The organism is Bradyrhizobium sp. IAR9 (genome assembly GCF_013408065.1).
GTDB lineage: Bacteria > Pseudomonadota > Alphaproteobacteria > Rhizobiales > Xanthobacteraceae > Bradyrhizobium.
Genome location: NZ_JACBZW010000001.1, coordinates 367,534 through 392,611, shown reverse-complemented (window position 1 = coordinate 392,611; position 25,078 = coordinate 367,534). Strand labels below are relative to the sequence as shown.

The 25,078-nt window shown below is 61.9% G+C and carries 25 protein-coding genes and 1 pseudogene; 17 read left to right on the top strand and 9 right to left on the bottom strand.

What is annotated here, in order from left to right; translation table 11 throughout:
- The first annotated feature begins 53 nt into the window (after positions 1 to 53).
- The 8 genes and pseudogenes from GGD67_RS01890 to GGD67_RS01855 form a co-directional block, all read left to right on the top strand.
- Positions 54 to 755 carry a GrlR family regulatory protein gene (locus GGD67_RS01890; RefSeq protein ID WP_092263019.1) on the top strand — a complete coding sequence of 234 codons (702 nt, stop codon included), beginning with the start codon at positions 54 to 56 and terminating at the stop codon, positions 753 to 755.
- 18 nt (positions 756 to 773) lie between these two features.
- Positions 774 to 1,457, top strand: a complete 684-nt coding sequence (locus GGD67_RS01885) for a substrate-binding domain-containing protein (RefSeq protein ID WP_179730662.1) — start codon at positions 774 to 776, stop codon at positions 1,455 to 1,457.
- 32 nt (positions 1,458 to 1,489) lie between these two features.
- On the top strand, positions 1,490 to 2,311 hold the full coding sequence (locus tag GGD67_RS01880; RefSeq protein ID WP_179730661.1) for a tetratricopeptide repeat protein: 822 nt from the start codon (positions 1,490 to 1,492) through the stop codon (positions 2,309 to 2,311).
- Between the two features lie 70 nt (positions 2,312 to 2,381).
- Positions 2,382 to 2,531 carry a hypothetical protein gene (locus GGD67_RS01875; RefSeq protein WP_007591825.1) on the top strand — a complete coding sequence of 50 codons (150 nt, stop codon included), beginning with the start codon at positions 2,382 to 2,384 and terminating at the stop codon, positions 2,529 to 2,531.
- A 263-nt stretch (positions 2,532 to 2,794) separates the two neighbouring features.
- The gene (locus GGD67_RS01870; RefSeq protein WP_179730660.1) at positions 2,795 to 3,499 is read left to right on the top strand and encodes a hypothetical protein; all 705 of its coding nucleotides are present in this window, start codon (positions 2,795 to 2,797) and stop codon (positions 3,497 to 3,499) included.
- Positions 3,500 to 3,819: 320 nt separating this feature from the next.
- Positions 3,820 to 4,425 carry a hypothetical protein gene (locus GGD67_RS01865; protein WP_179730659.1) on the top strand — a complete coding sequence of 202 codons (606 nt, stop codon included), beginning with the start codon at positions 3,820 to 3,822 and terminating at the stop codon, positions 4,423 to 4,425.
- Between the two features lie 554 nt (positions 4,426 to 4,979).
- Positions 4,980 to 5,972, top strand: a complete 993-nt coding sequence (locus GGD67_RS01860) for a glycosyltransferase (protein ID WP_179731391.1) — start codon at positions 4,980 to 4,982, stop codon at positions 5,970 to 5,972.
- Positions 5,973 to 6,163: 191 nt separating this feature from the next.
- Positions 6,164 to 6,334: pseudogene (locus GGD67_RS01855) on the top strand (ABC transporter substrate binding protein); the annotation flags it as partial.
- 676 nt (positions 6,335 to 7,010) lie between these two features.
- On the opposite strand, the gene GGD67_RS01850 reads toward GGD67_RS01855, so the two are convergent.
- Complete coding sequence (locus GGD67_RS01850; RefSeq protein ID WP_179730658.1) at positions 7,011 to 7,253, bottom strand: hypothetical protein; 243 nt, start codon at positions 7,251 to 7,253, stop codon at positions 7,011 to 7,013.
- A 551-nt stretch (positions 7,254 to 7,804) separates the two neighbouring features.
- On the opposite strand from GGD67_RS01850, the gene GGD67_RS01845 reads away from it, so the two are divergent.
- Positions 7,805 to 8,200 (top strand): cupin domain-containing protein, encoded by a 396-nt coding sequence (locus GGD67_RS01845; protein ID WP_179730657.1) that lies wholly within the window; start codon positions 7,805 to 7,807, stop codon positions 8,198 to 8,200.
- Between the two features lie 263 nt (positions 8,201 to 8,463).
- The gene (locus GGD67_RS01840; protein ID WP_179730656.1) at positions 8,464 to 8,826 is read left to right on the top strand and encodes a hypothetical protein; all 363 of its coding nucleotides are present in this window, start codon (positions 8,464 to 8,466) and stop codon (positions 8,824 to 8,826) included.
- A 436-nt stretch (positions 8,827 to 9,262) separates the two neighbouring features.
- On the opposite strand, the gene GGD67_RS01835 is transcribed toward GGD67_RS01840, so the two are convergent.
- Positions 9,263 to 9,679, bottom strand: coding sequence for an SRPBCC family protein (locus GGD67_RS01835; RefSeq protein WP_179730655.1), 417 nt, complete (start codon positions 9,677 to 9,679; stop codon positions 9,263 to 9,265).
- Positions 9,680 to 9,960: 281 nt separating this feature from the next.
- On the opposite strand from GGD67_RS01835, the gene GGD67_RS01830 reads away from it, so the two are divergent.
- The 5 genes from GGD67_RS01830 to GGD67_RS01810 all read left to right on the top strand — a co-directional run bounded on the left by GGD67_RS01830 (position 9,961) and on the right by GGD67_RS01810 (position 16,093).
- Positions 9,961 to 10,227: a hypothetical protein gene (locus tag GGD67_RS01830; RefSeq protein ID WP_018317469.1), complete on the top strand. Its 267-nt coding sequence runs from the start codon at positions 9,961 to 9,963 to the stop codon at positions 10,225 to 10,227.
- Positions 10,228 to 10,426: 199 nt separating this feature from the next.
- Positions 10,427 to 10,810, top strand: a complete 384-nt coding sequence (locus GGD67_RS01825; RefSeq protein WP_179730654.1) for a hypothetical protein — start codon at positions 10,427 to 10,429, stop codon at positions 10,808 to 10,810.
- Positions 10,811 to 10,859: 49 nt separating this feature from the next.
- The gene (locus tag GGD67_RS01820) at positions 10,860 to 12,566 is read left to right on the top strand and encodes an efflux RND transporter periplasmic adaptor subunit (RefSeq protein WP_246784233.1); all 1,707 of its coding nucleotides are present in this window, start codon (positions 10,860 to 10,862) and stop codon (positions 12,564 to 12,566) included.
- 7 nt (positions 12,567 to 12,573) lie between these two features.
- Positions 12,574 to 15,693 (top strand): efflux RND transporter permease subunit, encoded by a 3,120-nt coding sequence (locus tag GGD67_RS01815; RefSeq protein ID WP_179730653.1) that lies wholly within the window; start codon positions 12,574 to 12,576, stop codon positions 15,691 to 15,693.
- A gap of 28 nt (positions 15,694 to 15,721) precedes the next feature.
- Positions 15,722 to 16,093 carry a hypothetical protein gene (locus tag GGD67_RS01810; protein ID WP_246790722.1) on the top strand — a complete coding sequence of 124 codons (372 nt, stop codon included), beginning with the start codon at positions 15,722 to 15,724 and terminating at the stop codon, positions 16,091 to 16,093.
- Between the two features lie 99 nt (positions 16,094 to 16,192).
- On the opposite strand, the gene GGD67_RS01805 is transcribed toward GGD67_RS01810, so the two are convergent.
- The 6 genes from GGD67_RS01805 to GGD67_RS01780 all read right to left on the bottom strand — a co-directional run bounded on the left by GGD67_RS01805 (position 16,193) and on the right by GGD67_RS01780 (position 21,387).
- Entirely contained in the window at positions 16,193 to 16,363 is a 171-nt protein-coding gene (locus GGD67_RS01805) for a hypothetical protein (RefSeq protein WP_018322909.1), read from the bottom strand.
- Entirely contained in the window at positions 16,360 to 17,760 is a 1,401-nt protein-coding gene (locus GGD67_RS01800; protein WP_179730652.1) for an amidase, read from the bottom strand. The genes GGD67_RS01805 and GGD67_RS01800 overlap by 4 nt, the downstream gene beginning before the upstream one ends.
- Before the next feature lie 31 nt (positions 17,761 to 17,791).
- Complete coding sequence (locus GGD67_RS01795; protein ID WP_179730651.1) at positions 17,792 to 19,141, bottom strand: TRAP transporter large permease subunit; 1,350 nt, start codon at positions 19,139 to 19,141, stop codon at positions 17,792 to 17,794.
- Positions 19,138 to 19,740, bottom strand: a complete 603-nt coding sequence (locus GGD67_RS01790) for a TRAP transporter small permease subunit (protein WP_179730650.1) — start codon at positions 19,738 to 19,740, stop codon at positions 19,138 to 19,140. Before GGD67_RS01790 ends, GGD67_RS01795 begins: the two co-directional genes overlap by 4 nt.
- Positions 19,741 to 19,853: 113 nt before the next feature.
- Positions 19,854 to 20,981 carry a TRAP transporter substrate-binding protein gene (locus GGD67_RS01785; protein WP_018322913.1) on the bottom strand — a complete coding sequence of 376 codons (1,128 nt, stop codon included), beginning with the start codon at positions 20,979 to 20,981 and terminating at the stop codon, positions 19,854 to 19,856.
- 148 nt (positions 20,982 to 21,129) lie between these two features.
- Positions 21,130 to 21,387 carry a hypothetical protein gene (locus GGD67_RS01780; RefSeq protein WP_179730649.1) on the bottom strand — a complete coding sequence of 86 codons (258 nt, stop codon included), beginning with the start codon at positions 21,385 to 21,387 and terminating at the stop codon, positions 21,130 to 21,132.
- A 206-nt stretch (positions 21,388 to 21,593) separates the two neighbouring features.
- Between GGD67_RS01780 and GGD67_RS01775 the strand changes: the two genes are divergently transcribed.
- Positions 21,594 to 23,216 carry an ABC-F family ATP-binding cassette domain-containing protein gene (locus GGD67_RS01775; RefSeq protein WP_179730648.1) on the top strand — a complete coding sequence of 541 codons (1,623 nt, stop codon included), beginning with the start codon at positions 21,594 to 21,596 and terminating at the stop codon, positions 23,214 to 23,216.
- Positions 23,217 to 23,505: 289 nt separating this feature from the next.
- Here GGD67_RS01775 and GGD67_RS01770 read toward each other — a convergent pair whose 3' ends face one another.
- Complete coding sequence (locus tag GGD67_RS01770) at positions 23,506 to 24,039, bottom strand: REP-associated tyrosine transposase (RefSeq protein WP_179730647.1); 534 nt, start codon at positions 24,037 to 24,039, stop codon at positions 23,506 to 23,508.
- Between the two features lie 131 nt (positions 24,040 to 24,170).
- Between GGD67_RS01770 and GGD67_RS01765 the strand changes: the two genes are divergently transcribed.
- On the top strand, positions 24,171 to 25,046 hold the full coding sequence (locus tag GGD67_RS01765) for an MBL fold metallo-hydrolase (RefSeq protein ID WP_179730646.1): 876 nt from the start codon (positions 24,171 to 24,173) through the stop codon (positions 25,044 to 25,046).
- Positions 25,047 to 25,078 lie beyond the last annotated feature (32 nt).

The following is a 25,078-nucleotide window of genomic DNA, read 5'->3' as shown; positions in this document are numbered from 1 at the left end:
GCCCAAAGCGGGATAGAGTGCCCGCAGGATGCGCGCAGGGCCGGGGACGGCTGGTGTTTGAAGGCTTCTACAAGGTGAAATTTCAGCTCGGCGACGCCGTCGGCCGGAGCGTGATGCATGCCGGCAACGGCAAGATGCTCGGCGGCAATTCGGCCTTCGCCCATATCGGCACCTACGAGAAGACCGACAGCGGCGTCGACGTCGTGATCAGCACCGTCCGCCATAACCCCGATCCGAACTATCGCGCCATGGCGGGCACCGATGATGCGACCTTGCTCGCCAAGGGCTGGGCGGATGGCGACCTCTATCGCTTCAAGGGCGAACTGAAGGAGTTGCCCGGCATTCCCTTCCAGTCGGTGATGACGCCGATCACGGAAGACGAGGTGCCGATCGCCGGCGGCATCGGCGAAGGGGGCATCGCCGACGGTCTCTACTCCATCCATCTGCGCATGCTCGACGGTCTCGACGGCGGCCTCACCGGCGTGATGCTGCTGAACCGGGGCCGCATCCTCGGCGGCGATGCGGCATTCTACTATCTCGGCAGCTACACCGCCGCGAACGGGCGCTGGAAGGGCCAGATTCTCAACCAGGAGCACACGCCGGCCAAGGACGACCCGATCTTCGGCGGCCACGAGGTCGGTATCGGCTTCTCGGGCCGCTACGACGCGGAAGAGGCGGTACTGGAGGCGACCGCGCTTGCCGGCAAGCGCAGCCTGCGCCTGACCGCGGCGCTCAAGCTGATGCATCGCGCCTGATCGCGACGGAAATCGCTCATGGAAAACCTTCGCATGCTCTCGACGCTCGGCCTGATGGGCGCGATGCGCAGCCTGTCGTCCGCGTATGCAGCCGCAACCGGCGTCCGCATCGACGCCGACTTCGCGCCGACCCTCGCTTTGCTGAAGCGCCTGCGCGACGGCGAGGCCGCCGATCTCGTGATCCTCACGCGCGAAGGGCTGGACGAGGTGATCGCGGAGGGCCGTGTGCTCGCCGGGAGCGCGGCCGATTTGGCGCGCTCCTATGTCGGCATTGCCGTGCGGGCAGGGCAGGCGCATCCCGATATCGGAAGCGAAGCGGCGCTGCGCAGGACGCTGCTCGCAGCGCGGTCCATCGCCTATTCGCGGCTGGGCGCGAGCGGTGTCTACTTCGCCCAGCTGATCGTGCGGATGGGGATCGCAGCCGAGATCAACGCCAAGGCGACCATCGTCGAGCAGGGGTTTACGGCAGAGCGTCTCGTCAGCGGCGAGGCCGACCTCGCTGTGCAGCAGATCAGCGAGCTGAAGCAGGTTAGCGGCATCGAGGTGGTTGGTCCGATCCCGCACGAGCTGCAGACACCGGCGGTGTTCTCCGCCGGCCGCATGGCAGGGGCGAAGCATGCCGAGGCTGCGGACCGGCTGCTGCGCTATCTGGCATCGCCCGAGGTCGTACCCGTCCTGCGCCAATCGGGACTCGAGCCTTGAATTTGCCGGGGCGGGGACGCAACGTGACGACCATGCGGACTTGTCTCCTTGCCATCGTCCTGGTGCTCGCCGCGCCCTTGGCAGCGCGCGCGCAATCGGCCGATCTCGTGTTGTGCGACCGGGTCGCGGCCGATCCCAGCGACCCCGACAAGCCGGCTGACGTGAGGGGCGTCGCGGAGGTCGCTGCCTCCGACGTCGCGACGGCGATCAGGTTCTGCAAGCAGGCCGCGCCGTCCTCGCGCCGCGCGATGTTCGCGCTCGGCCGCGCCTACGCCGCCAACCGGCAGATGGCGGAGGCGATCGCTGTCTGGCGCAGGGCCGCCGACAAGGGATCAAGCGCGGCCATGGTCGAGCTCGGTGTTGCCTATGGCACCGGCTCCGGCATCGCCAAGGACGAGGCGCAGGCGCGAAAACTGTTCGAGAAGGCGGCGCAATCAGGCAATCCCCGCGGCGTCAGCAACCTCGCTGCGCTCGGCGGCGCAGGTGGCGTCGCGCCGGCCGATCCCGCGCAGGCGCGCGCGCTGCTCGGCAAGGCTGCCGAGACCAATGCGGAGGCGCAGTACCAGCTCGGCCTGATGCTCTCCGAAGGCACGGGCGGCGCGAAGGACGACGTCGCGGCGCGTGGGCTGTTCGAGAAGGCGGCGGCGCAAAACCATCCCGGCGCGCTGGAGCGGATGGGGGCCTTCGCGGAAGGCGGCCGCGGCGGCGCAAGGGACAAGGACGCCGCCAAGGCCTATTACGAGCGCGCCACAGCGCTCGGCGACGAGGACGCCAAGAAGGCGCTGGAGCGGCTGCGCTGCCCCTATGCGATCAAGGACAAGCAGGGCAAGCTCGTCACCACGCTGTGCTTCTGAGCAGAGCCGCACGCGACGGAACCTCAACCGCGTGGACGCCGTTGATCTCAAGACACAACGGAGCGCGATCATGATCCGCAAACTGGCATCCGGCGAATACCGCCTCTATTCACGCAAGGTGAATCCGAAGACCGGCAAGCGTCGTAACCTCGGGACCTTCCGGAGCCGCGCGGCCGCCGAGAAACACGAGCGCGAGGTGCAGTATTTCAAGCGTCACTGACGCCTGATGAGCCCAGCGGCAAACAAGAAACGCGAAAACAACCCCATGCACAGTAGCCAAGCCTTTGAAATAACGGATCAATGAAATCGTTCGCTTGCGGATTAAGCGAAACGGATGATTGACCCGTCGGGCAAATCAGGGGCATGATGGCATCGCGGCCGCGGCTGTTCCGCAAGGCCCTGCGCGGAAAAGCCGGATGGCCGAGCGGCGGCGGCAATGCTAGGTAGCCCGCGATTCTTTTCCGATTTTACGGGTTCATTGCGTTGCTGGACGGACTCTACAAGGTTGAATACGGCGTCAACGATGCGTTCGGGCGCAGCATCATGTGCCTGCATGACGGCAAGATGCTGGGCGGCAATTCGGCCTTCGCGCATCTCGGCACCTATGCCGAGCGCGATGGCGAGATCATCGCCGAGGTGATTACCGAGCGGCATAACGAGGATCCCCATTACAAGCCGCTGATGGGCGCCGATGTCGCCAGGATCGGCGCACGCGGCCGGCTGCACGGCAACCAGATCCGTCTTACGGGCGGCGCGGACACCATGCCGGGCGCCGGTTTCTGGGCCAACCTGACGCGGCTCGATGACGGGGCGCTGCCGCCACGCGGCACGATCGGGCAGGGCGGCATCGCCAACGGGCTTTACGGGATGGGTCTGCGCGCGCTCGACGGCGTCGATGCTGGGCTCTCCGGCGTGATGCTGCTGATCGACGGCCGCATCCTCGGCGGCGATGCGTTCTTCTACTATCTCGGCTCTTACTCTTCGGCAGAAGGCCGCTGGAAGGGAGAGATGCTCAACCAGGAGCACACGCCGGCCAAAGGCGAGAACCCCGTGTTCGGCGGCTATGAGGTCGGGATCGGCTTCTCCGGGACCTGCAACGAGGACAGCGGTGAGCTCGAAGGCATCGCACTCGCCGGCAAGCGCAGTCTGCGCCTTGCGGCCTCGCTGAGGCTGATGAGAAGGGCTTAAGGACTAGTGCTCGCAAGGGCGGAGTCCGGTTGCTGCGCTGAAGCAGCCCTCACGCGTCGGCCCGGCGAGCTCAGCAAGTGACCCGGACCGGAAGCTGACCGAGTTCGTGTATGAACCATCTGAATTGTGATCCCGACCAAGGGTCGGAAGAGGGTTCGGGGAATTAGCGAGAGGCTATCCCCGGCCGCTTCCGACGCCCCAGAAGCGATCAGGCGAATGAAGAAAGCTCTGAGCACAAAATGATGAGCAATCGAGCTATGGAGAAGCGCTCAACCTCCAATGTAAGGCAATTCGGAGTTGATGGTCGAAAGACGCTTCTCTTGCTGCTTCTCCTTTTCGCGATCCCCGCGCACGACTGCTCCGCGCAGACACCGCCGCCGCCGTTCGACGAACATGCGTTCGAGCGCGTGCCGCCGACGGTCGTGAAGAGATTGGCGACCCGCTTTTCGCTAGGCGCATTCGCCGGCCGCTTCGAGGAGACGCGGCTCGGCGCGGTTCGCGAAGCCGTGGGCGAAGGGACCATCCAACACCAGGGAGACGCTGGAGGTAGCATCTATTGGCTGTGTTATAGGCGCGCGCAGCATCGATTATGGGTCGTATCCAGCGGAGAGATAGGCGGCCCGGACCATCTCGTCACAGAGATCGTTGAAGAGCTCACCGAGAAAGACGCCGAACCCTCGACCGATTGCGCCATCATCCCGGAAAAGTTCGCGCCCCTCGTCTTCGACGGCAAGCTGCATTTAGGTATGTCGCGTTCGGAGGTAGTCACGGCGCTCGGACCGCCGTCGAAGTCGAAAGCTGCTCAGATGGTGTATTCTCACCACGGAAAGCTCGCAGACGGTTTCGACGAGACCGCATGGCTCATTCTCCGATTTCGTGAGGAAAAGCTCGTGTCCATGCGCGGCGGCAAGACCACGACGAATTGAGATGGCCGCTAGCAGCGTTCATGCTTCACAGCGTGATGCGAGCGAGTCACGCCCGCTCGGGCAGGATCCCCATCACATAACCCAGCTTCACCACCACCTTTCGGCGAAAGCAAGCCAAGGGCACCTGGTCGTCCACTTTGGCTACGATGCCCCCGAAGCTGCGCCCGAACTGACCCAAGGTGATGGGCAGCCGGGGCCAATAGTTCGACGTTTGCGGATGCGACTGAATCCGCCTGTCGCCTCATGTCGCCTTTGAAGGGTAGATCGGACTTGCCTAGAGCGGTCCAAATCGACGTGATTGGCCCGTGGGCGACCTCAGCCCAGAGCGCGGCGATGTCCGCTTCCCAGAGATGACCTGACCAAGGTCATGCTGACTGCCGAGCGTAGCTTTTGACCCGTTGCGGACTCGGGGAGTTAAGGAGCGGATTTGATCGGCAGCGTTGAAAGGAGCCGATGAACTACCGGCCATGGAAGCCGGCAGGAACCCATTCAATCCGTATTTTGTTGAACAGATAGATCTCGACGCTTTTTGTAAGTCGGTGGAATCCGACAAAATGAGCTCTGTAGACGTCGTTGTTCCCTGCTTCCGGTACGGGCACTTCCTGCAAGAGTGCGTCGAGAGCGTTTTGACGCAATCCGGTCCCGAATTGCGCGTGCTCATCATCGATGATGCGTCGCCCGACAATACTGCGGAAGTTGCGAAGAAGTTGGTTGGCTCCGATCTCCGCGTCAATTACCGCAGGCACACCTCGAATCAAGGTCTCATCGCTACCGCCAACGAAGGCATCGCCTGGGTGAAGGCCAACTACATGCTTTTGTTGTCTGCGGACGATTACCTGCTGCCCGGTGCCCTCAACAGATCGGCGGATCTGATGGACGATCATCCTTCTGTCGCTTTCACCTTCGGAGGCGCGGTTGTCGTGGATCAACGGGGGGAGCGTTCGCGCCATAGAACAGGAGTGGGATCCAGAACCCACGTTTTGTCCGGACTCGATTTCATTGCGCTTAGCGGCGCAAGAAATATCGTGCTGTCACCCACCGTAGTGGTCCGCACGAGCCTGCAGAAAAGAGTAGGCGGGTATTTGGCTGACTTGCCCTACGCCTCTGACATGGAGATGTGGTTACGGCTCGCCGCACATGGCGACGTGGGGGTCATTGCTGCTGATCAAGCTGTGTATCGATCGCACTCGGCCAATATGTCAAGCGAGCCTTCGCGGGAGCAAGACCTGCTCCAACGCAAGGCGGCGATAGATCACTTCCTGAATAGTTGCGCCGCCAGGTTGACGAACGCTGATGATCTTCGTGCCTGGTTGATCCACATGTCGGCTCTTGAAGCGATCAGCTGCGCAAGCGCCGCCTTCAATGAAGGAGCGATGGAAAGCTCAGCACGCCTTTCTAAGCTTGCGGTGAGTATCGATCCGAGCGTTCAACGAACGCGGCGGTGGTGGTTTCTCGCCTGCAAGAAGGCTCTTGGGTTGCGAGGATGGCTGCTGGTGCGGCCTTCAGTTGAGTGGTTTAGGTCAATCTTCCAGATTCAGCGCCGCTGAGGCTGCTAAAGCGACTGGGTCGTCATATTCGCTTTTGACCCCAAAGCTGACCTGTCGAGACATCCGCCGCTCTTAGTCAATCGCGACAACCCAATGCACAGGCTGCTGTTAGCTGAGGAGGTACCAAGCACAGCCCGGAAGCGCGGGGTCGCTCTGTCTATAGTCGAGGCGACTAAGACCGAGGAACTCGCCGCCGTGCAGGCGGCTACGTCGATAAGATCCTCAAGGGCACCAAGCCTGCCGATCTGCCGGTAGAGCAGCCGACCAAGTTCGAGCTAGTCATCAACATGAAAACGGCCAAAGCGCTCGACCTCACTGTGCCGCCCTCGTTACTCGTTCGTGCCGATGAGGTGATCGAATAGAGATGGTATTTGCTGCGATGCATGAGTCCGATTTTGGCCCGTAGCTGACCTTCACGACGATGCCTGCTTAGGCCGCTTTTGACCCATATCGGACTTACTCCCGTTCTCAATTTGTATATCCGATGGACTAGGCTTACCCGGTAGGGGAACCGATCTTACCTTTTCCATTTTGGAGTGGTCGGAAACTTTTCGAGGAGCCGCGCCATGGGAGATCGCCGCAAAAGAGTGAAGCAAACTCGCTCCCTTGAAGAACGAATGGCCGAACAGGCCATTACGCTCAAAGAGCGGGCCCGGCGACTTGCCCGCCGGTGCGGAACGTGAGGGCTTGCTTAAGCGAGCCAGGATTGCTGAGACCGGCGCGCATCTAAGCGATTGGTTGACCTCGCCGGGCTTGCAGCCACCCAAGTAAGGGTTTCGGGAAAACCGTCCAATTTGATACTTAGCGGCATTGACAGAGCACGCGGTGTTTCGATGCTCCAAATGATTTTGATAATGTTCGGGGTCGGGACCGTGCTGGTCGGCAGCATAGTCCTCATATTCGAGTGGCGCGCGCTGGTAGGTTATTGGCGCTAACCCGCAAATCCCCCAATGGACGTGAAGTAAGACCGGACAGAGGCCGCCGAGCTAAGCTTGACCTGTGCGCGCGAGGGCGGCAGAGCGCGCAGGCAGAGCGCTTTCATACATTTCCTTTCCAGATCAGCCATCGGTAGACGCCGAACACGTTGATAAGTGTCACCACCATGTTTTGCACCATCAGCGCATATTCCGCTGTTAGATAGCCGACGACGATCCAGATCACCGATGCACCGCTCAGTACGACGAAGGCCCAGCCGGTAATGAGTGGCCGCGCCCGGGCAGCTAGGATCAGCCCGGCGCCGATCGTGCCGACTGTCGCCACCCAACGCAGGATTTCATCCATGACGCGTGTGCTCCCCGAAAGCCGACGTCGGAGCGTCGCTCCGCGATTTGCCTATCCGGACGCAGTCACAGGCAGGCCGCCGGAGTGGAACTTTCCGTCTCGTGCGCCGACCACCATGCGACCCCCGCCCGAGCGACTTGGCCCCACAGTGGCGGCGGAAGGTCAGGGTACCACTGTGGTGATCCCGTGCGGTATCAACTCCGCTGCGCCGAGTTTCCATCAACCGGCGTGCTGGCACATTGCCCCGGGCTGCCGAAATGAAATCTGAGCCAAGGACTTATCTGCGCAACGAGATGATTGAATGAGCGCGGCTTCCGCTGTTGGCCCTGAGCTGAAAACTACTGAGCCGGTTTGGAGGTCTGCTGTTAGCAGTTGACCGGACACGGGGCCGCACCTGCCCCGACCGCCGCTTTTGACCCTAAACGGGCATTATTTTGCACTAGCCACCCGCCTGCAAATCTTTGGTTGCGCTTCGGCTGAACATCCAGTGTAGTTTGCACACCAAGGCCCTAAGGATAGGCCTGCGGGCCGAAATGCCCAAAGGAGCAGCGATGACGAAGATCAACAGAAGATCAGCGCTATCACTGGGTTTTGCAACCGCTGCGGTGCTCGCGGCGGGAACATCAGCCTCCGCACAAACTAAGCCACCACAAGGCGTAAGCATCCAACCTTGGGGTAAACGCGAGTCGATGATCCCGGGCTACAAAACAGTCTCAATGCGCGATGTCGTTTATCAGCCAGGTGCAAAGACTTCCAACCCGTCCATGCCCAATGACATGGTTTGCCACGTACCCGAGGGCGAACTCCGGGTGAAACAAACCGACGGCATGGAATTTGTTGCGAAGAAGGGTGATGTTTGGACTTGCAAGAAAGGCATCGGCGAAGATCTCGAGAATGTCGGCTCAACTGTCGCGATCATGCGCATTATCGACCTGATACCGGCATGATCATCCGCGCTTCCAGAGTCGGGGATTGATATTTCGCCGATACGGAGGATTGCGGAAATTTGGGCTGCCCGAAAGATCGTCGCAGCCAGCGCTCGCGGGGCTGCGACGACCGACCAGTGGCGACTTCCGCTTTGACCCTCAGCGGACCAATCGCAACATGGTGCGCCACGGCAGCTTTTGACCCGAAGCAGACTTGGGCACATTCCCGAGTGTTGATGATCCACATAAGACAGCATATACCGCCGGAGAGGTGAGAGGCTGCTATGAACAGGGAAGTATTCGTTGAAGCCATCAAGCGCTTCGTGAGGGATGCCGCAGTCGAAGATACAATAGCCAATCTAAGGAACCCGCCGGGTAGGAGCGTGCCGCTCCGGGAGCGCGCATGCTCCGACTGGTACAATGGCTTGAGAGCGGAAGACGCCGATAACGTCAATCACGTGATTGCGACAGCGGTCCATCAATCGCTGTTTGGGCTTCTTGCAGTGCTCGACGGCGTACGAACCATTGACAACGAGGGGGGACGGTTCGAGCTGAGCTATGTTGGTTCGGAGAGGATCGTACTCAATGATCGGAAGGCCATCGGTCTACACGATCTGCTGAACGCGAAGTCCATAGCGGTCGTCTAAATTTAGGAATCGAGATCGGCATCTGGATCATCCGGTCCGGCCTCGGTTTTGGCTTTTAGCGCGGTGGCTCCTCGAATTGTGAGCGTCCTAATTTGGTCAAGGCCGACGCGCACTTTACTGTGACTGGTGCTTCCGCTTTTGGCCCGTGGCTGACCTCGGTCGCCGTCTGTCGGATGTCGGCAAGCGACCTTGGCTGTGTGAAAACGCCGAGATAGATGAGAGCGATAGAAGAAGTTGTTCGTCCAAGGCCGATCTAGCGCTCATGTTCGCAAGCGACTTCGAGTTAGACGGCGAACTGAAGAACGCTATTCTATCCGTCTTTCGCATTCTCGCGTTTTTACACAGCCAGGACCCTAAGCGGACTAAATTTCCGTCAGGTACTCCGCGGAAATCCGACCCCGCCCGTCAGGACCGCCATCTCCTGCTACACACAACGTCACGACTTATTCTGCTTTGCCTCCACATATCGCGCGAAGCTGTCGAGGATCGCCTGCCAACCGCCTTGCTGCTGCTCGACCGAGTGCGTCGGTTCGCTGTCGAAGACGACGCGGACGACAACCCCCTTTGGGCCGGGCACGAACTCGACTTCGGCCTTTCGATCGCCGAACGCGTATTCGATCCGCTTGTGTTCAACGATCTTCGTGTAGCTGCCGGCGAAGTCGAAACCCATGCTGCCGTCCTTGGCTTCCATGCGCGACGAGAAGGCGCCGCCGTCACGCAGGTCAACCGTAGCCCTGGTCGTATGCCAGTCGTCGGAGGCGGCGTTCCACTTCACGATGTCGGCAGGTGTCGTATAGGCACGCCAGATCTGATCGACGGGGGCGGCTACGTTGGTCTCGACGGTAATTCTCATGGGCATTGCTCCAGGTTCGTTTTGACGGCTTGAGGTGATGACATCACTTCACGTGCACGGGTCCATACACGGCCCTTCCGAGCAGTGTCCACCGGAGGACGATCGAGACTGGCCCATGCCGACATGGTGGCGCCGTTGATGCGTAAAAAATACGAAAGGGGTGTCACCAGAACGCCTTTGGGCCATCCGCGACCGATGCCTGAAACGGTAATTGCTCTCGACGGTCGAGGAACGGCCTCCCGCGCAGCTTGTTGGTCCGGCAAGCACCAGGAGGCGTGACCATGGAACGCATCAGCAAGGGCCAGATCCTCCTGCTCGCCGTTTTGGCCATGATCCTGATCTTGACCGGTGTCTGGGCCGTTTCGGTATGGAATGCCAGCAGCGGGGTCGAGATCGGCAGGCACGGCTGGATCGCGTTAGGCCTTGGCACATTTTTCTCCTTGCTGATCGGATGCGGACTGATGGCGCTGATGTTCTTCAGCAGCCGCAGCGGTCACGATGACAGCGCCGATCCCTTCCGGCACAAGCAAGACAAATCGGCCGAGTGATGTTCGAGGCCGCTTCCGGCCGCACGCGGCGCTGGCGGCCTCGGATTCAGCCGAGAGATGATGGACCGAGACGCCGGCAAGCTCTCGCCGATGGACGATGCGCGCGCATCGTCGCCTTGAAATCGCGGCGCGGATGACCTAGGTCTTTGCCGTGCAGCACGGTGTTGTCCAACGACTTCGTCAACTCGCCAGAACGGCCATGTTCGTGGCGATATGGGCCTTTGTGATTCAGGTGACCCTGATCTCGGTTTCGCAGGTGCAGGCGGCCGTTGGCGCGATGCCTGCACCTTCGGTCACGTTAAGTGGTTCCCTGCATTTTCACGATCAGCTGGTGGGCCATGTGCATTCCCATGGCGGTGACGACGCCGAAGGCCACGTTCATGATGGGCCCGATCACGACGACGAGGGCGCTCCAGGCGTGGTTTGGGACATGTTTGGCACCTCCATCGCCTCACCGCAGTTCATCGACCTGCTCGATTCCTTTGAAGTGCTCGGCGCTGTCGAACTGCCGGTTGCGCGGGTCATTATCGGGGTAAGTCCCGAGGCACTCATCCGGCCACCAAGTACCTTCAGCATCGCGTGATCCCGGCGGCCCTCGGCCGCCGCCTTCTGCATGTCTGAAGGATCTTTCCATGTTCATGAATCAGCGCTGCCCGAAAGGGCGGCCAACAACTCTTTGGCTGACCGGTCTTGGCTGGTTGGCAAGCCTGTTCTTTGGTCTATCAGGCGCCTTTGCCCATGAGGGGCACGATCACGGCGATGCTGACAAACCGGCGGCTGTCTCATCAGCCTATCCGAGGGTTGTCGCGCGCTCCGAGCTCTATGAGATCGTCGGTATCGTGAAAGACGGCAAGCTTTCCGTTTTCATTGACGATGCAGTTACGAACGAACCGGTTTCGGATGCTGGCTTGCAAGTCACGATCGGCGATTCCGCCCCAATCGAGGCTCCGAGCAACGGAGAGGGTGTCTACACGGCGACGATCCCGAATGGCACACCGCCTGGATCGGTTGAAGTCATCTTCTCGGTTAGCGCCAGGAAGGGGAATGATCTGCTGGTCGACTCCTTCATACCGACGCGTGCCGGCGATGCCCGACTCCCGGAACAGAAGCATGAGCGTGGCTGGCTTTTCTCAAGGCGAATTGCCATCGCTGCCTCCGCGCTAGCCGCCTTGGGTCTCGGCCTTCTCTTCGCCTATTGGAGGCGACGTGGCCGCAGCATGGCCGCCTCCATTTCCGCCGCGATGGCAGGGGCGCTCGTCATTCTCGCCGCCATCATGTTCGGAGAGGGCCGGACGAACCCAACGCCACCGAATCCTCCAGACGCTCCCGCACTGAGCGATGCGCCGCGGCGCCTGCAAGACGGCACCGTCTTCGCGGCCAAGCCGACGCAGCGGTTACTCGATGTGCGGACCGCCGCAGCCGAGCCGCAGACGATTCATCCCGCGGTCACGCTGATCGGCCGCGTCATGGCCGACCCCAACCGGAGCAGCATCGTGCAGAGCGTCTACGGGGGCCGCGTCGTTCCGAGCAATGGAGGCATACCTCGCATTGGACAGACCGTTCGCAAGGGCGATCTGCTCATCCAGATCGAGCCGCATCTGCCGGTCGCAGACCGCACGACGATCCTCGAGAAGGTGGGTGAGATCGAACAGTTGATGGCCGTCACGGAAAACAAGCTGCGACGGCTGAGGCCGTTGGCCGAACGCGGCGCGGTGCCGCAAGGGCAGGTCAACGACCTCGAAAGTGAATTGGAGGGTCTGCGGGCGCGCCGCGAAATGGTCCGAAATTCCCGCACCGGCTTCGAGGAGCTGCGGGCATCGACCGACGGCATCATCACCTCCGCCAAGGTCGTGCCGGGCCAGGTCATTCAGCCGCAAGACATCCTGTTTCAGATCGCGGACCCAAGCAGCCTTTGGGTCGAGGCATTGGCCTATGACGATATCGGCTTGAAGCAGCCGGAAGCTGCAACGGCGATGGCCCCGAATGGGCAGCAGATTGCGCTGACCTTCGTTGGAACGAGCCGGGCTTTGCGCCAGCATGCATCCGTCGTTCAGTTTGCGATGCCGGAGCCGCCAACGGGCCTCAATATCGGTCAGCCGCTCAATGTGATGGTCCAGACCGGCGCACCCGTAACGGGCCTGCTCTTTCCGCGCAATGCCGTCGTTCGGAGCGGTAACGGCGAGAATATCGTCTGGCTGCACTCCGGACCCGAGCGCTTCGAGCCGAAGCCCGTTCGCGTGCTGCCGGTCGACGCGGCCCACGTGATTGTGGCGGCCGGCCTCAACGAGGGCGAACGCATCGTCGTTCGCGGCACCGACCTCATCAACCAGATCCGGTAGACCGCTCATGTTCAAGCTCATCGTGCAAGCAAGTCTGCGCAATCGCCTGTTCGTGCTGGCAGTAGCCGCCGTGCTGGTCGGCTACGGCCTGTTTGTCCTGCCGAGCATTTCTGTTGACGTCCTGCCGGATATCAACCGCCCGACCGTCAACATTCTGACCGAGGCAGAGGGACTGGCGCCTCAGGAGGTCGAACAGCTTGTGACGTTCCCGATCGAGACGTCGATGAACGGCATGCCCGGCGTGATCCGGGTGCGCTCGGTCTCGGGTGTTGGTCTGTCGGTCGTTTACGTCGAATTCGACTGGGGTATCGACGTTTACCGCGCCCGGCAATTCGTCTCGGAGCGGCTGGCGCTGATCCGCGAACAATTGCCCTCTTCAGTCAATCCCCAGATGGGGCCGGTGACGTCGATCATGGGCGAGATCATGCTCATCGCGCTGACGAGCGATGGCACAGCTTCGCCCATGGAAGTGCGCGAGATCGCCGACTTCGTCGTCAGGCCGCAGCTCCTTGCCATTCCCGGTGTCGCCCAGGTGATACCCATCGGCGGCGAGGTCCGGCAATACCGGGTGACGCCGAACGTTGCGACGATGCAGGCGCTCGGCGTCACTCACGACCAGATCGAGCAGGCGGTCGCAAAGTTCGGCACCAACAGCGGCGGCGGCTTTGTTGACCAGCATGGCCGCGAATATTTGATCCGCAATGTCGGACTCACCAGGAAAATCGAGGACCTCGGCAACACCGTCGTTGCCACCCGCGACCGGCAACCGATCCTGCTGAAGCAGGTCTCCGCCGTTGATTTCGCCGCGCGCACCAAGCGGGGCGACGCCGGCTACAATGGCAAGCCCGCCGTCATCGTCAGCGTCATGAAGCAGCCAGCCGCGGATACGGTGGCATTGACGCGCAACATTGAAGCCGTGCTCAGGGACCTGCAACGCACCATGCGCAGTGGGATTAACGTCACCAACGTGCAATTCCGCCAGGCCACCTTCATCGAGACATCGATAAGCAACGTTGAGCGCGTTCTGGTCGAGGCCGCCATCGTGGTCGCCATGGTCCTGTTCGTCTTCCTGATGAACGGACGCGCCGCGCTCGTTTCGCTGACGGCCATTCCAATCTCGATCCTCGTGACGATCCTGGTGTTCCGCGCCTTCGGGCTCACGATCAACACGATGACGCTGGGTGGCCTTGCCATCGCCATCGGCGAACTGGTCGACGATGCCGTGGTGGATGTTGAAAACATCCTGCGGCGCTTGCGGGGGAACGCCGCGTCCAGCACGCCGCGTCATGTTCTGGACGTGATCTCCGGGGCGAGCCAGGAGGTTCGTTCCAGCATCGTCTATGCAACGATGATCATCGTTCTCGTCTTTGTGCCGCTATTCGCCCTGCCGGGCATCGAAGGACGGCTGTTCACGCCGCTTGGTGTGGCCTATGTGGTCTCGATCCTCGCTTCGCTGCTGACGTCGATCACGGTGACGCCGGTTCTGTCCTACTATCTGCTTTCGGGGCGGACCCATTCAGGCGACCGCGAAAGCCTTGTTGTCACCAAGCTGAAGCAGGCCAATCGGCTGGTGCTGGGATGGGCTTTCGAGCGGCCGGGTCTCGTGCTGAGCTCAGTCGCGGCGGCGGTCGTCGTGGCAGGCTACGCCGCGAGCCAGATGCCCCGCAGTTTTCTTCCCCCCTTCAATGAAGGGACGCTGGTGCTGTCGCTGCAATACAATCCGGGAATCTCGCTCGCGGAGTCGAACCGTCTTGGACTCCTGGCGGAGCAGTTGCTCGCAAAGGTGCCCGAGGTGAAATCGGTCGGGCGCCGCACCGGCCGCGCGGAGCTCGATGAGCACGCCGAAGGCGTGCACTACAGCGAGATCGATGTCGATCTCGTTTCGTCCGGCCGGCAGAAGGCGGACATTTATGCGGGCATCCGAGAGGCACTGTCCGCGCTGCCGGCGGCGGTCACCATCGGACAGCCGATCAGCCACCGCCTGGATCATCTCCAGTCGGGTATTCGTGCCCAGATCGTGCTCAAGATCTTTGGACAGGACATCGAGATGTTGCGCCGCCTGTCCGAAACCGTGCGGCAACGTCTATCGGCGATCCCCGGTCTGGTCGATCTCCAGGTCGAAAAGCAGGTGCTCATTCCGCAGGTGCGGGTTCAGGTCGACCATGCTCGCGCCGCACTTCATGGCCTGACGCCGGCCGCGATCACCCAGGCACTCGACACGCTTTCCAATGGCCGGAAGGTCTCCCAGATCGTCGACGGTAACCGCCGCTTCGACGTCGTCATGCGCCTGTCGGAGCAAGACCGTTCGACAACCGGGCTGCAAAACCTGCTCATTCCGACGGGCCTGGAATTCGTTCCGCTGAGCGCTTTGGCTGAAGTCGTCGAGACAGATGGACCGAACCAGATTCAGCGGGAGGGGACCCAGCGCAGGATCGTCGTCTACGGCAATGGGGACGGGCGCCGCGACATCGCCGATATCGCTGCCGACATCCAGAAGGCGGTTCGGGAGCTCGATTTTCCGCAAGGCTACACCACCAACCTCGAAGGTGCCTTTCAAGCCCAGCAGGAGGCCTCGTGGCGCATCGGCATTCTGTCGCTGGCATCCCTGACCCTGATCTTCATCGTCCTCTACAGTCGTTACCGATCAACCGCGCTGTCGCTGATCATCATGGGCGGCATACCGCTCGCGCTGATCGGCAGCGTTGCGGCGCTGAAGATCTCCGGCCAACCCTTGTCGGTTGCGTCGATGATCGGCTTCATCACGCTTGCCGGCATTTCGGCGCGTAATGGGATCCTGAAGATCTCGCACTACATCAATCTCGCCATTCATGAGGGCGAGCGTTTTGGAACCGGGCTTGTCGTTCGCGGCAGCATGGAGCGCCTCAGCCCCGTTCTGATGACGGCGCTCTGCGCAGGACTTGCCCTGACGCCGCTTTTGATCGGCGCGGATCAACCGGGCAGGGAAATCCTGCACCCCGTGGCCGTGACGATCTTCGGCGGCCTGCTCAGCGCCACGATCCTCGACACCATCGTGACCCCAATTTTGTTTCTGATGTTCGGCCAGCCGCCGTTGGACCGCCTGGCGGCCGGACATGCCGCAACCTTCACCCCCGCGGAAGCCTATTGAACTCCGCACAAGCCCCGAGGAGCTACCGATGAGAAAATATGCGTTCCTTGCCCTGATCGCTGTGATCGCCGCTGCCCCGAGTTCTGCCACGGCGCAGGCTAAAGGCAGCAACGGCGGTCCCGTCGTCAAGTCGCAAGGACATCCGATCGAGTTTGTCCGCAACGGCACGGAAATTGTCTTTTATGTGGGCGACGACGATGGTTCTCCGTTGTCGACCAAGGACATGCGGGGGCGCGCAACGATTCAGGACGGCGGCAAGACCGTCACCGTTCCGCTCGCGCCGGCCAATCCCAACCTGATGGCGGGAAAGCTGCAGGCCGAGCTGTCGCCAAAGGCCATTGTGGTGTTTTCCGCGAGTTTGCACGGTCATTCGCTGACGGCGAGATACACTGCGGAATAGTTGGCGCGCAATAGGTGGCCATGATGCAGGCCGATGGCCTGCAAGCGCCTGGATTTCTGGTGAATCGATGGAGACGCGGCGGTCTTGCCAGCCCGGCAGTCAGCGAAGCCCGCCGTTCGTCCGCAGGGATCGCACGAAATCGATCACTGCCAGAATCATGACGCTGACAACTATGATGATGAGCGGGATGGCCTTGATCCAAACCACCAGGATTCCAAGAAATGTCACCACGAGCGCGAGGCCGATGAGTCCGGTGATCGCATTGGTCATCGCACGTTCCTTTTCTCCGCACCGGGAGCCGATTTCGCCCCGGCGCTCGCGACTTTGCGCCGAGTGCCACGACCGGTGCGCCCGATGGTCCTGACAAGCCAGTGCGCCGTGCGCAGGAGGCGGGCATCGTTGTCGCGGCGGCCGACGAGCTGAACGCCGAGCGGAAGGCCGGTTTCGGAGCTCATCAACGGCAGGCTGATGGCGGGCACGCCGAGATAGGTCCAAAGCGTGCAGAAAATCGGGTTGCCCGTCGTCTCAATTCCGGGCGCCGGGCCCGGCGCTGCGGGCGTCAGGATCGCGTCATATTCGTCAAACATATGGTCCAGCGCCTGATTGAGCGGCGCAATGCCGGACAGTGCGTTGCGATAATCCAGCGCGAGATGCGTGCGGCCGCGCTCGATCGCCTGACGCAGCGGTGTGCTCAGCCTGTCGGCGCCCCGCTGGTAGTCGCGCCGCAGATTGTGCGCCATATCGACTTCCATGATGATGCGGTGCATATCGACGGCCATGTCGAAGCTGGGCCCAAGCTCGACTTCGCTCGACGCGTCACCCAAAACCTCGACGAGCTCGGCAAAGGCATCATGCGTCACCGGCTCGGCCTGATCCCAGACCGGAGAGCGTACGAAGGCAAATCGCGGCGGTAACGGCGGCTCGCTCGCCGCGACCGTGGAGAACGGCGGACACGCAACAGACCGGGTGTCCGGATCCTCCTGGTCGAAGCCGGCGAGGGCCTCGGCGAGCAGGGCCACGTCCTCGACGCTGCGCCCAAACACGCCGACATGATCGAGCGTGCGCGACAATTCAAGCGCGCCGGTGCGCGGAATGATGCCGTGCGTGGGCTTGAAACCGACCACGCCGCAGAAGGCGGCAGGACGGATTACCGAGCCGTTGGTCTGCGAGCCGATGGCACCTGGCACCATCAGCGCCGCAACGGCCGCGGCGGAGCCCGAGGACGATCCGCCGGGCGTGTGAGCCGTGTCGTGCGGATTTCGGGTCTTGCCGGGATTGTAGTACGCGTACTCGGTGGTCACCGTCTTGCCGAGGATCACAGCGCCAGCCGCCCGCAGACGCGCCACGGCCGCCGCATCGCGGCGCGGCGTGCGTCCGGCCCACAGATCTGAGCCGAATTCCGTCGGCATGTCGCCGGTGTCGAAGATATCCTTGATGCCGACGGGCACGCCATGCAGCGGGCCTAAAGCCTTGCCGTGCTTGCGATGATCGTCGGCTGCCTCTGCCTGCCGCATCGCGTGGTCGGGATCGAGGAATGCCCACGCATGGATTTCGCGATCGACCTCATCGATGCGCCTGAGGCAGTCGCCGACAAGCTCGGTCGAACTGAGGCGGCCATCGCGGATGCCGGTCGCAGCTTCCGTGAGACCGAGCGCGTTGAGACTCATGCGCCGACTTTCTGCGGTTTACCGGGTCCGCTCATCGGGATCCATAGAGATAGGTGGGCAGCCACAATGCGATCTCCGGGAAGATGTAGACCAACGCCATGGTGAGGAAGACGAGGCCGACAAAGGGAAGCGCGCCGGAGAAGATGTCGGTTAGCTTCACCTGAGGCGGCGCCACGCCCTTCAGATAGAAGGCGGCCATCGCGACCGGCGGCGTGTTGAACGCCGTCTGCGTGTTCAGTGCCACCAGGATGCCGAAGAAGATCGGATCGATGCCGTACTGGGGAAGCAGCGGCAGGAAAATCGGCACGAAGATGATGATGATCTCGGTCCATTCCAGTGGCCAACCGAGCAGAAAGATGATCAGCTGGGTCAGCAGCAGGAACTGGATCGGCGAAAGGTCCATCGAGGTGAAGAACTGCTCCACCACCGACTGTCCGCCAAGGACGGCAAACACCGCGGAAAACGTCCACGACCCGATGAACAGGTAGCAAACCATCGCGGTGGCGCGCACGGTCAGATACACGGATTCGCGCAGCATCTCGTAGTTGAGCGAACGATAGGCGGCCGCCAGAACCATGCTCATGAGGGCACCCACCGCGGCCGCCTCGGATGGCGTTGCCAAGCCAAGCAGAATCGCGCCGAGCACCGAAACGATAAGCAACGCAAGTGGCAGGAATGACGTGGCAAGTGCCCAGACGACCTTGGACGTCGGCACGTCGGTCTGTTCGCGCGGCAGCTTCGGCGCGAGCGCGGGATTGATGATCGCGCGGGTCATCGCATAGAGGACGTAGAAGCCAGCGAGCAAGAATCCCGGAAAGAACGCGGCCGCATAAAGCTTGACCGCTGAAACGCCGGCGGTCGCCGCATAGACAATCAGGAGAATGCTCGGCGGAATCAGGATGCCGAGGCAGCCACCGGCGCAGACCACGCCTGCCGACAGCTTGGTGTCGTAGCCCGCTCGCAACATCGCGGGCAGGGCCAGCAGGCCCATCAGCGTGACAACGGCGCCGACAATGCCGGTGGCGGTCGCGAACATCGCGCAGGTGATCAGCGTGGCCACCGCAAGCGCGCCCGGCACGTTCTTCATCGACAATTGCAGCGAGTAGAACAGGCGGTCGAGAATGTTTGCGCGCTCGACCAGATAGCCCATGAACAGGAAGAGCGGAACCGCAACTAGAACATCGCTGGACGTGACCTCGAACGTCTTCTGCACCAGCAGCGTGAAGATGCGATTCTGGAAGAAGTCCTGACCGGGGGTGTAGTAGGCATAGTAGCCGAACGAGACGCCCATCGCCATCAGCGTGAAGGCTATCGGGAATCCGAGCATGATGATGAAGATGAAGAGGCCCAACATCAGCATGCCGAGTTGAGGATCGGTCATGCGCCTGGTCCCTTCTCGCGCTGCGGCTCAACCGCCTGCTGCTGATGCTCGCGGATGACGAGGCTCTCGGTTTCTTCCACGTCGTGCAGGCGTTGCGGCCATCGGCCGGTGCGGATGCAAAGCACACAGCGAATGATTTCGGCGATCCCTTGCAGGAACAGAAGGAAGCCGGTGAGCGGGATCAGCGCCTTCAGCGGAAACACCGGCACGCCGGCCGGACTGAAGATGCTGACCTCGCGGAACCGCACCGACATCTGGGCGTAATTCCAGCCCGCATACATCAGCGCCCCGATCGCCGGCAGGAAGAACAGGATATACAGGACGAGGTCCATCGTTGCCTGGGTGCGCGGCGACCAGAGGCGGTAGACCACGTCGGCGCGGACATGGCCGTTGCGCGAGAGCGTATATGCGCCGGCCATCAGAAACATCGCGCCATAGGTGATGTAGCTGATGTCGAAAGCCCAAGTGGTCGGCGCACGCAGCACGTAGCGCACGAACACCTCGTAGCTGACACTCAGCGTAAGGACGAGAATCAGCCATGCAAACGCCTTGCCGACCCACGTGCTCAGCTCGTCGATGAAGAACAGAAATCTCGTCATGCGAGCCGAACTCGCTGCGAGCAATACATCCGGACGTCCCCCTAATTCGTGGGCGGCGCTTCGATCGCGCCGCCCCTCTATACGGCCTCACGCCAATCGCGCCGCGACAGCCCTCAGACCTTGAGCACGCCAGGAAAGTGATGCTCGAAGGCGCCGCGGTAGTCCGTCGCGTTATTCGTGTTGTAGTAGACCACGCGGCGCACCCATTCCTTCTGCGAGTCCATGACTTTCTTCATGAACGGATCCGAGCCGAGCTGGGCGATCAGACCGTCCCACGCCTTGATCTGCGCGTCGAACACCGACTTCGGCGTCCGCGCGACGTTGACCTTGTCCTTGTTAATCAGCTCCTGCAGGTCCTTCGAATAATAATCCATGGCTTTCCATTCGTTGGCGGAGGACACAGCTTCGGCTGCGTATTGCAGGATCGCCTGCTGTTCCTTCGGCAGCGCGTTGAATTTTGTCCGGTTGAACATGATCTCGAAATATTCCGTCGCCTGATGATGGCTGCCCATCATGTAGTTCTTGGCGACGTCCTGCGCGCCGAAGCGCCGGTCCGAGGTCGGATTGTTGAATTCGAACCCGTCGATCACGCCGCGCTCCATCGCGGGCACGATCTCGCCACCGGGTAGCTGCGCGACGGATGCACCCATCGCCTGGAAGAGATCGGCGGCCAGGCCCACCGTGCGATACTTCAAGCCCTTGAGGTCATCCGCGCTGGTGATGGGCTTCTTGAACCAACCGAGCGGCTGGGTCGGCATCGGCATGGCGAAGAAGCTCTTGATGTTGACGTTCATGATCTTGGTCTGGAGCTCCTCAAACAGCTCCTTGCCGCCGCCGTTGTGGATCCAGCCGAGGCCTTCGTTGGCGTTGAAGCCGAACACGGGGCCTGTACCGAACAGCGAGGCGGCCTTGTGCTTGCCGTACCAGTAGACAGTGACCGTGTGTGCGGCGTCGATCTGGCCGCCATGAACGCCATCGAATACCTGGAACGGATGCACGACCGAGCCGCCGACCAGATAGTCGATGCGCAGTCGACCTCCGGCCATCTCGTTGACGCGCTTCACATAGTCTTCGGCCATTTCGTTGAAGACATCGGCCTTGCCCCACGAGCCCTGCATCTTCAGGGTCGCCGTTTGCGCGCGGCTGACTTGCGGCATGGCGATGGTGGCAGCGCCGGCGGCGCCGGCCGTCAGCAAGAATTTGCGACGAGTGGTTCTGGTCTTTTCAGACTTTACAGTCATGGACGTCCTCCCTGGCGGCTTCGTTGTTCGAACGCGTTTCGGTGCGCGTCGATAACCGCTGGAGGTAGGCCGCATTCCAGCGACTTTGATCGAAGTTTGGACGTATTGCCGGCATCCGACAAGCTACCCGATGTCGCATTCCTTAGTCTTAGGCGATCCCATTCGAGCGTTCAGTAGTGAGATACTCACGGGCCTGTCGCGGCGCAGCAAAGATGAAGGCGAACGTCTGCATCGCGGCGTTCGCATGTTGAGTCTCGACGGGAATGTTGTGGCCGAGCCGGCTGACCGTCACGAGACCATGCCAACTCCAGTCGCCGGATGTGTGGAAGTCATCGAGATCACGGCATAGGCCAATGACCTTCCAAAGATCGGAGGAGGCGGAAACGCTCGGCGCAAGCTCCCGCATGATGTGGAGCACAAACCGCGAGTGACAGCGGGGCTGGCCGCCGGCAGCCCGCTCCTGGGCTGTCGGTCGCGGTTTAGTTGCCGTGAGCGGTCGGCCCATGACAGGAGGCGGTATCGGCCTAGTCCGATTTCGTACCCCGCCGGGCTTCCCCTCCGCGCCGGCATGGCCTATGACGCTGCAACGCAAAAATCCCCCAAAAGACAGTCATGATCCGCCTCGACAACGTCAGCAAGCAAGCCGGCCACCAGATCCTTTTCATTGAAGCCTCCGCGGCCCTCAACAAGGGGGAGAAGATCGGCCTTGTCGGGCCGAACGGCGCCGGCAAGACCACGCTGTTCCGGATGATCGCCGGTGAGGAACTGCCCGACGAGGGGCAGGTTTCGACCGATCGCGGTGTCACCATCGGCTATTTCAACCAGGACGTCGGCGAGATGTCGGGCCGCAGTGCCGTGGCCGAGGTGATGGACGGGGCCGGCCCCGTCAGCGAGGTCGCGGCCGAGCTGCGCGAGCTCGAGGCCGCCATGGCCGATCCTGACAAAGCCGACCAGATGGACGAGATCATCACCCGCTACGGCGAGGTGCAGCACCGTTTTGAGGAGCTCGACGGCTACGCGCTTGACGGCCGCGCGCGCGAAGCGCTGTCCGGCCTCGGCTTCAGCCAGGAGATGATGGACGGCGACGTCGGAAAACTCTCCGGCGGCTGGAAGATGCGCGTAGCGCTGGCGCGTATTCTTTTGATGCGCCCGGACGTGATGCTGCTCGACGAGCCGAGCAACCATCTCGATCTCGAAAGCCTGATCTGGCTGGAAAAATTCCTGCACGATTACGAAGGCACGCTGCTGATGACTTCGCATGACCGCGAGTTCATCAACCGCGTGATCTCAAAAGTGATCGAGATCGATAGCGGCTCGCTCACCACCTATACCGGCGACTACGAATTCTACGAGCAGCAGCGCGCGCAGAACGAGAAGCAGCAGCAGGCGCAGTTCGAGCGCCAGCAGGCGATGCTCGCCAAGGAAATCAAGTTCATCGAGCGCTTCAAGGCGCGCGCCTCGCATGCGGCCCAGGTGCAGAGCCGGGTGAAGAAGCTCGACAAGATCGAGCGGGTCGAGCCGCCGCGCCGCCGCCAGAGCGTGGCATTCGATTTTCCGCCGGCACCGCGTTCGGGCGAGGACGTCGTGGCGCTCAAGAACGTGCACAAGGGCTACGGAGCCAAGCGCATCTATGACGGGCTCGATTTCATGATCCGGCGCAGGGAGCGCTGGTGCGTGATGGGCGTCAACGGCGCCGGCAAGTCGACGCTGCTCAAGCTCGTTGCGGGCGCGAGCGAGCCGGACCAGGGCACGGTGGCGGTCGGCGGCAGCGTCAAGATGGGCTATTTCGCCCAGCACGCGATGGACCTGCTTGACGGCGAGCAGACGGTGTTTCAATCGCTCGAATACGCGTTTCCGACCGCGGGGCAGGGAAGCCTGCGCGCGCTCGCCGGCTGCTTCGGCTTCTCCGGCGACGACGTCGAGAAGCGCTGCCGCGTGCTGTCAGGCGGCGAGAAGGCGCGGCTGGTGATGGCCAAGATGCTGTTCGACCCGCCGAACTTCCTCGTGCTGGACGAGCCGACCAACCATCTCGACCTCGCCACCAAGGAAATGCTGATCACGGCCCTTTCGGATTTCGAGGGCACCATGCTGTTCGTCTCGCATGACCGGCATTTCCTGGCGACATTGTCGAACCGGGTGCTGGAACTGACACCGGAAGGCATCCACCAGTTCGGCGGCGGCTACACGGAATATGTTGCGCGCACCGGGCAGGAGGCGCCGGGGTTGCGGTCGTAATTGGGGGGCGGGTAGCCCGGATGGAGCGCAGCGCAATCCGGGATTCGTGCCACACGGGCAGTCGTGCGATGCGGATGGTCGCCCCGGATTACGCTTCGCTCCATCCAGGCTACGAAGTGCAGGTCGTTGGACCCGTAGCCCGGATGAAGCTCAGCGCAATCCGGGATTCGTGCCACATGGGCAGTCGTGCGATGCGGATGGTCGCCCCGGATTACGCTTCGCTTCATCCGGGCTACGAAGTGCAGGTCGTTGGACCCGTAGCCCGGATGAAGCGCAGCGCAATCCGGGATCAGTCTCCACGTTCGCCGAAATTGCCTGTGATCTCGCCAACGCCTCCCCAATCGGGAGCGAGCATACCAGCCCGAACGTAGCGATGGAGCGATGAGTACGGCCAATCGACCGGTGACGCGACGAGCCCGTGCTTGACCGGATTATAATGAATGTAATCGGCGCATCGTTCGAAATCCGCATCGTCGCGGACGGTGTGCTCCCAGAAACGCTTTTGCCACAAAGCGAATTCGCCACGGTCGTTGCGGGAGATCGGGGCGCCGGACGACGCCAGCCGGTGAGTGAATAGGCTCTTGATCCGCCGCCATCTCCCGGAGAAGTCAGCGTCTTCGTCCGGGAGCGTCATGATGACGTGCAGGTGATCGGGCAGGATCACGATCGCGTCGATCTCGAATGGTCGTTCGGCCCGTGTGACGCGGAATGCGCCGCGCAGTTGGTCGACATGATCGATCAGCGCGGACGATGTTCGATCGTCCAGCGTCACGGTGAAGAAGAAGGTGCCGCCGGGAAGAAGATTGCGCCGATAGCGAACCATGCAGACCGTCCCGGATTACGCTTCGCTTCATCCGGGCTACAACCAGATCGGGAGATTTGCAATCAATTCGCTCGCTTGAACGCCCCGGCCGCCCTCGCTACGCTTTTGAAAAAAAAGGGAGTGAAACGGCGATGAAGCAACTCCGGATCGGCGAGATCACCATCGACGCCGTGATCGAGCGGGAGGGGCCGTGGCGGCGGCCGCGGGATTTCTTCCCGGCCTATGACGAGGGCGTGTTCGGCCGTCATCTGCCGACGATGGAGGCCGAGGTGTTCGACGCCGCGCGCGGCATGATGGTCATCACCTACCAGACCTTTGTGGTGCGCACGCCGCGCTACACCATTTTGGTCGATACCTGCACCGGCGAGGACAAGGGCCATCCGCCGCCGTTCGATTTTCCGGGCAAGGAGCGCTGGCGCAACGAGCTGTTCGCGCTCGGCATCGGTTTTGAGCAGATCGACTACGTGTTCTGCACGCATCTGCATATCGATCACACCGGCTGGAACACGAGTTTGCGCGACGGCCGCTGGGTGCCGACATTTCCGAATGCGAAATACGTCTTTCACAAGGGTGAATACGCGGCCTGGGAAGCGGAGAACGCCAAGGGCAGCAATCCGCCCGGTACCGTGTTTCGCGACAATTGCCTGCCGATCGTCGAAGCGGGGCAGGCGCTCTTGGTCGACGATGATTACGCGCTGGATGATACCGTCACCCTGACGCCGACGCCGGGACATTCGCCCTGTCATTGCTGTGTGAACATCTTTTCGAAGGGCCAGCGCGCGGTGGTCGCGGGCGACCTCATGCATCACCAGATCCAGTGCCGCGAGCCGGACTGGTCGGCGAAGCCGGATTGGGACCCGAAGCAGTCGGCTCTCTCGCGGCGAAAATTCTTCGCCTCCGTGGCGGACACCGACACGCTGATTTTACCGGTTCATTTCCCTGCGCCGACGGCGGGGCTGATCAAGCCGCTGGGCGACGCGTTTGATTATAAGTTCAAGCGGGAGTGAACCTCTTCACCTCGCCCCGCTTGCGGGGAGAG

Bases quoted from the DNA above. Each gene is read 5' to 3' on its own strand.
- GGD67_RS01875 (WP_007591825.1), top strand. From the start codon at position 2,382: ATGATCCGCAAACTGGCATCCGGCGAATACCGCCTCTATTCACGCAAG.
- GGD67_RS01835 (WP_179730655.1), bottom strand. From the start codon at position 9,679: ATGAGAATTACCGTCGAGACCAACGTAGCCGCCCCCGTCGATCAGATC.
- GGD67_RS01850 (WP_179730658.1), bottom strand. From the start codon at position 7,253: ATGGATGAAATCCTGCGTTGGGTGGCGACAGTCGGCACGATCGGCGCC.
- GGD67_RS01775 (WP_179730648.1), top strand. From the start codon at position 21,594: ATGATCCGCCTCGACAACGTCAGCAAGCAAGCCGGCCACCAGATCCTT.
- GGD67_RS01885 (WP_179730662.1), top strand. From the start codon at position 774: ATGGAAAACCTTCGCATGCTCTCGACGCTCGGCCTGATGGGCGCGATG.
- GGD67_RS01805 (WP_018322909.1), bottom strand. From the start codon at position 16,363: ATGACCAATGCGATCACCGGACTCATCGGCCTCGCGCTCGTGGTGACA.
- GGD67_RS01815 (WP_179730653.1), top strand. From the start codon at position 12,574: ATGTTCAAGCTCATCGTGCAAGCAAGTCTGCGCAATCGCCTGTTCGTG.
- GGD67_RS01800 (WP_179730652.1), bottom strand. From the start codon at position 17,760: ATGAGTCTCAACGCGCTCGGTCTCACGGAAGCTGCGACCGGCATCCGC.
- GGD67_RS01830 (WP_018317469.1), top strand. From the start codon at position 9,961: ATGGAACGCATCAGCAAGGGCCAGATCCTCCTGCTCGCCGTTTTGGCC.
- GGD67_RS01845 (WP_179730657.1), top strand. From the start codon at position 7,805: ATGACGAAGATCAACAGAAGATCAGCGCTATCACTGGGTTTTGCAACC.
- GGD67_RS01785 (WP_018322913.1), bottom strand. From the start codon at position 20,981: ATGACTGTAAAGTCTGAAAAGACCAGAACCACTCGTCGCAAATTCTTG.
- GGD67_RS01765 (WP_179730646.1), top strand. From the start codon at position 24,171: ATGAAGCAACTCCGGATCGGCGAGATCACCATCGACGCCGTGATCGAG.
- GGD67_RS01840 (WP_179730656.1), top strand. From the start codon at position 8,464: ATGAACAGGGAAGTATTCGTTGAAGCCATCAAGCGCTTCGTGAGGGAT.
- GGD67_RS01810 (WP_246790722.1), top strand. From the start codon at position 15,722: ATGAGAAAATATGCGTTCCTTGCCCTGATCGCTGTGATCGCCGCTGCC.
- GGD67_RS01860 (WP_179731391.1), top strand. From the start codon at position 4,980: ATGAGCTCTGTAGACGTCGTTGTTCCCTGCTTCCGGTACGGGCACTTC.
- GGD67_RS01820 (WP_246784233.1), top strand. From the start codon at position 10,860: ATGTTCATGAATCAGCGCTGCCCGAAAGGGCGGCCAACAACTCTTTGG.
- GGD67_RS01880 (WP_179730661.1), top strand. From the start codon at position 1,490: ATGCGGACTTGTCTCCTTGCCATCGTCCTGGTGCTCGCCGCGCCCTTG.
- GGD67_RS01825 (WP_179730654.1), top strand. From the start codon at position 10,427: ATGTTCGTGGCGATATGGGCCTTTGTGATTCAGGTGACCCTGATCTCG.
- GGD67_RS01795 (WP_179730651.1), bottom strand. From the start codon at position 19,141: ATGACCGATCCTCAACTCGGCATGCTGATGTTGGGCCTCTTCATCTTC.
- GGD67_RS01780 (WP_179730649.1), bottom strand. From the start codon at position 21,387: ATGCGGGAGCTTGCGCCGAGCGTTTCCGCCTCCTCCGATCTTTGGAAG.
- GGD67_RS01790 (WP_179730650.1), bottom strand. From the start codon at position 19,740: ATGACGAGATTTCTGTTCTTCATCGACGAGCTGAGCACGTGGGTCGGC.
- GGD67_RS01770 (WP_179730647.1), bottom strand. From the start codon at position 24,039: ATGGTTCGCTATCGGCGCAATCTTCTTCCCGGCGGCACCTTCTTCTTC.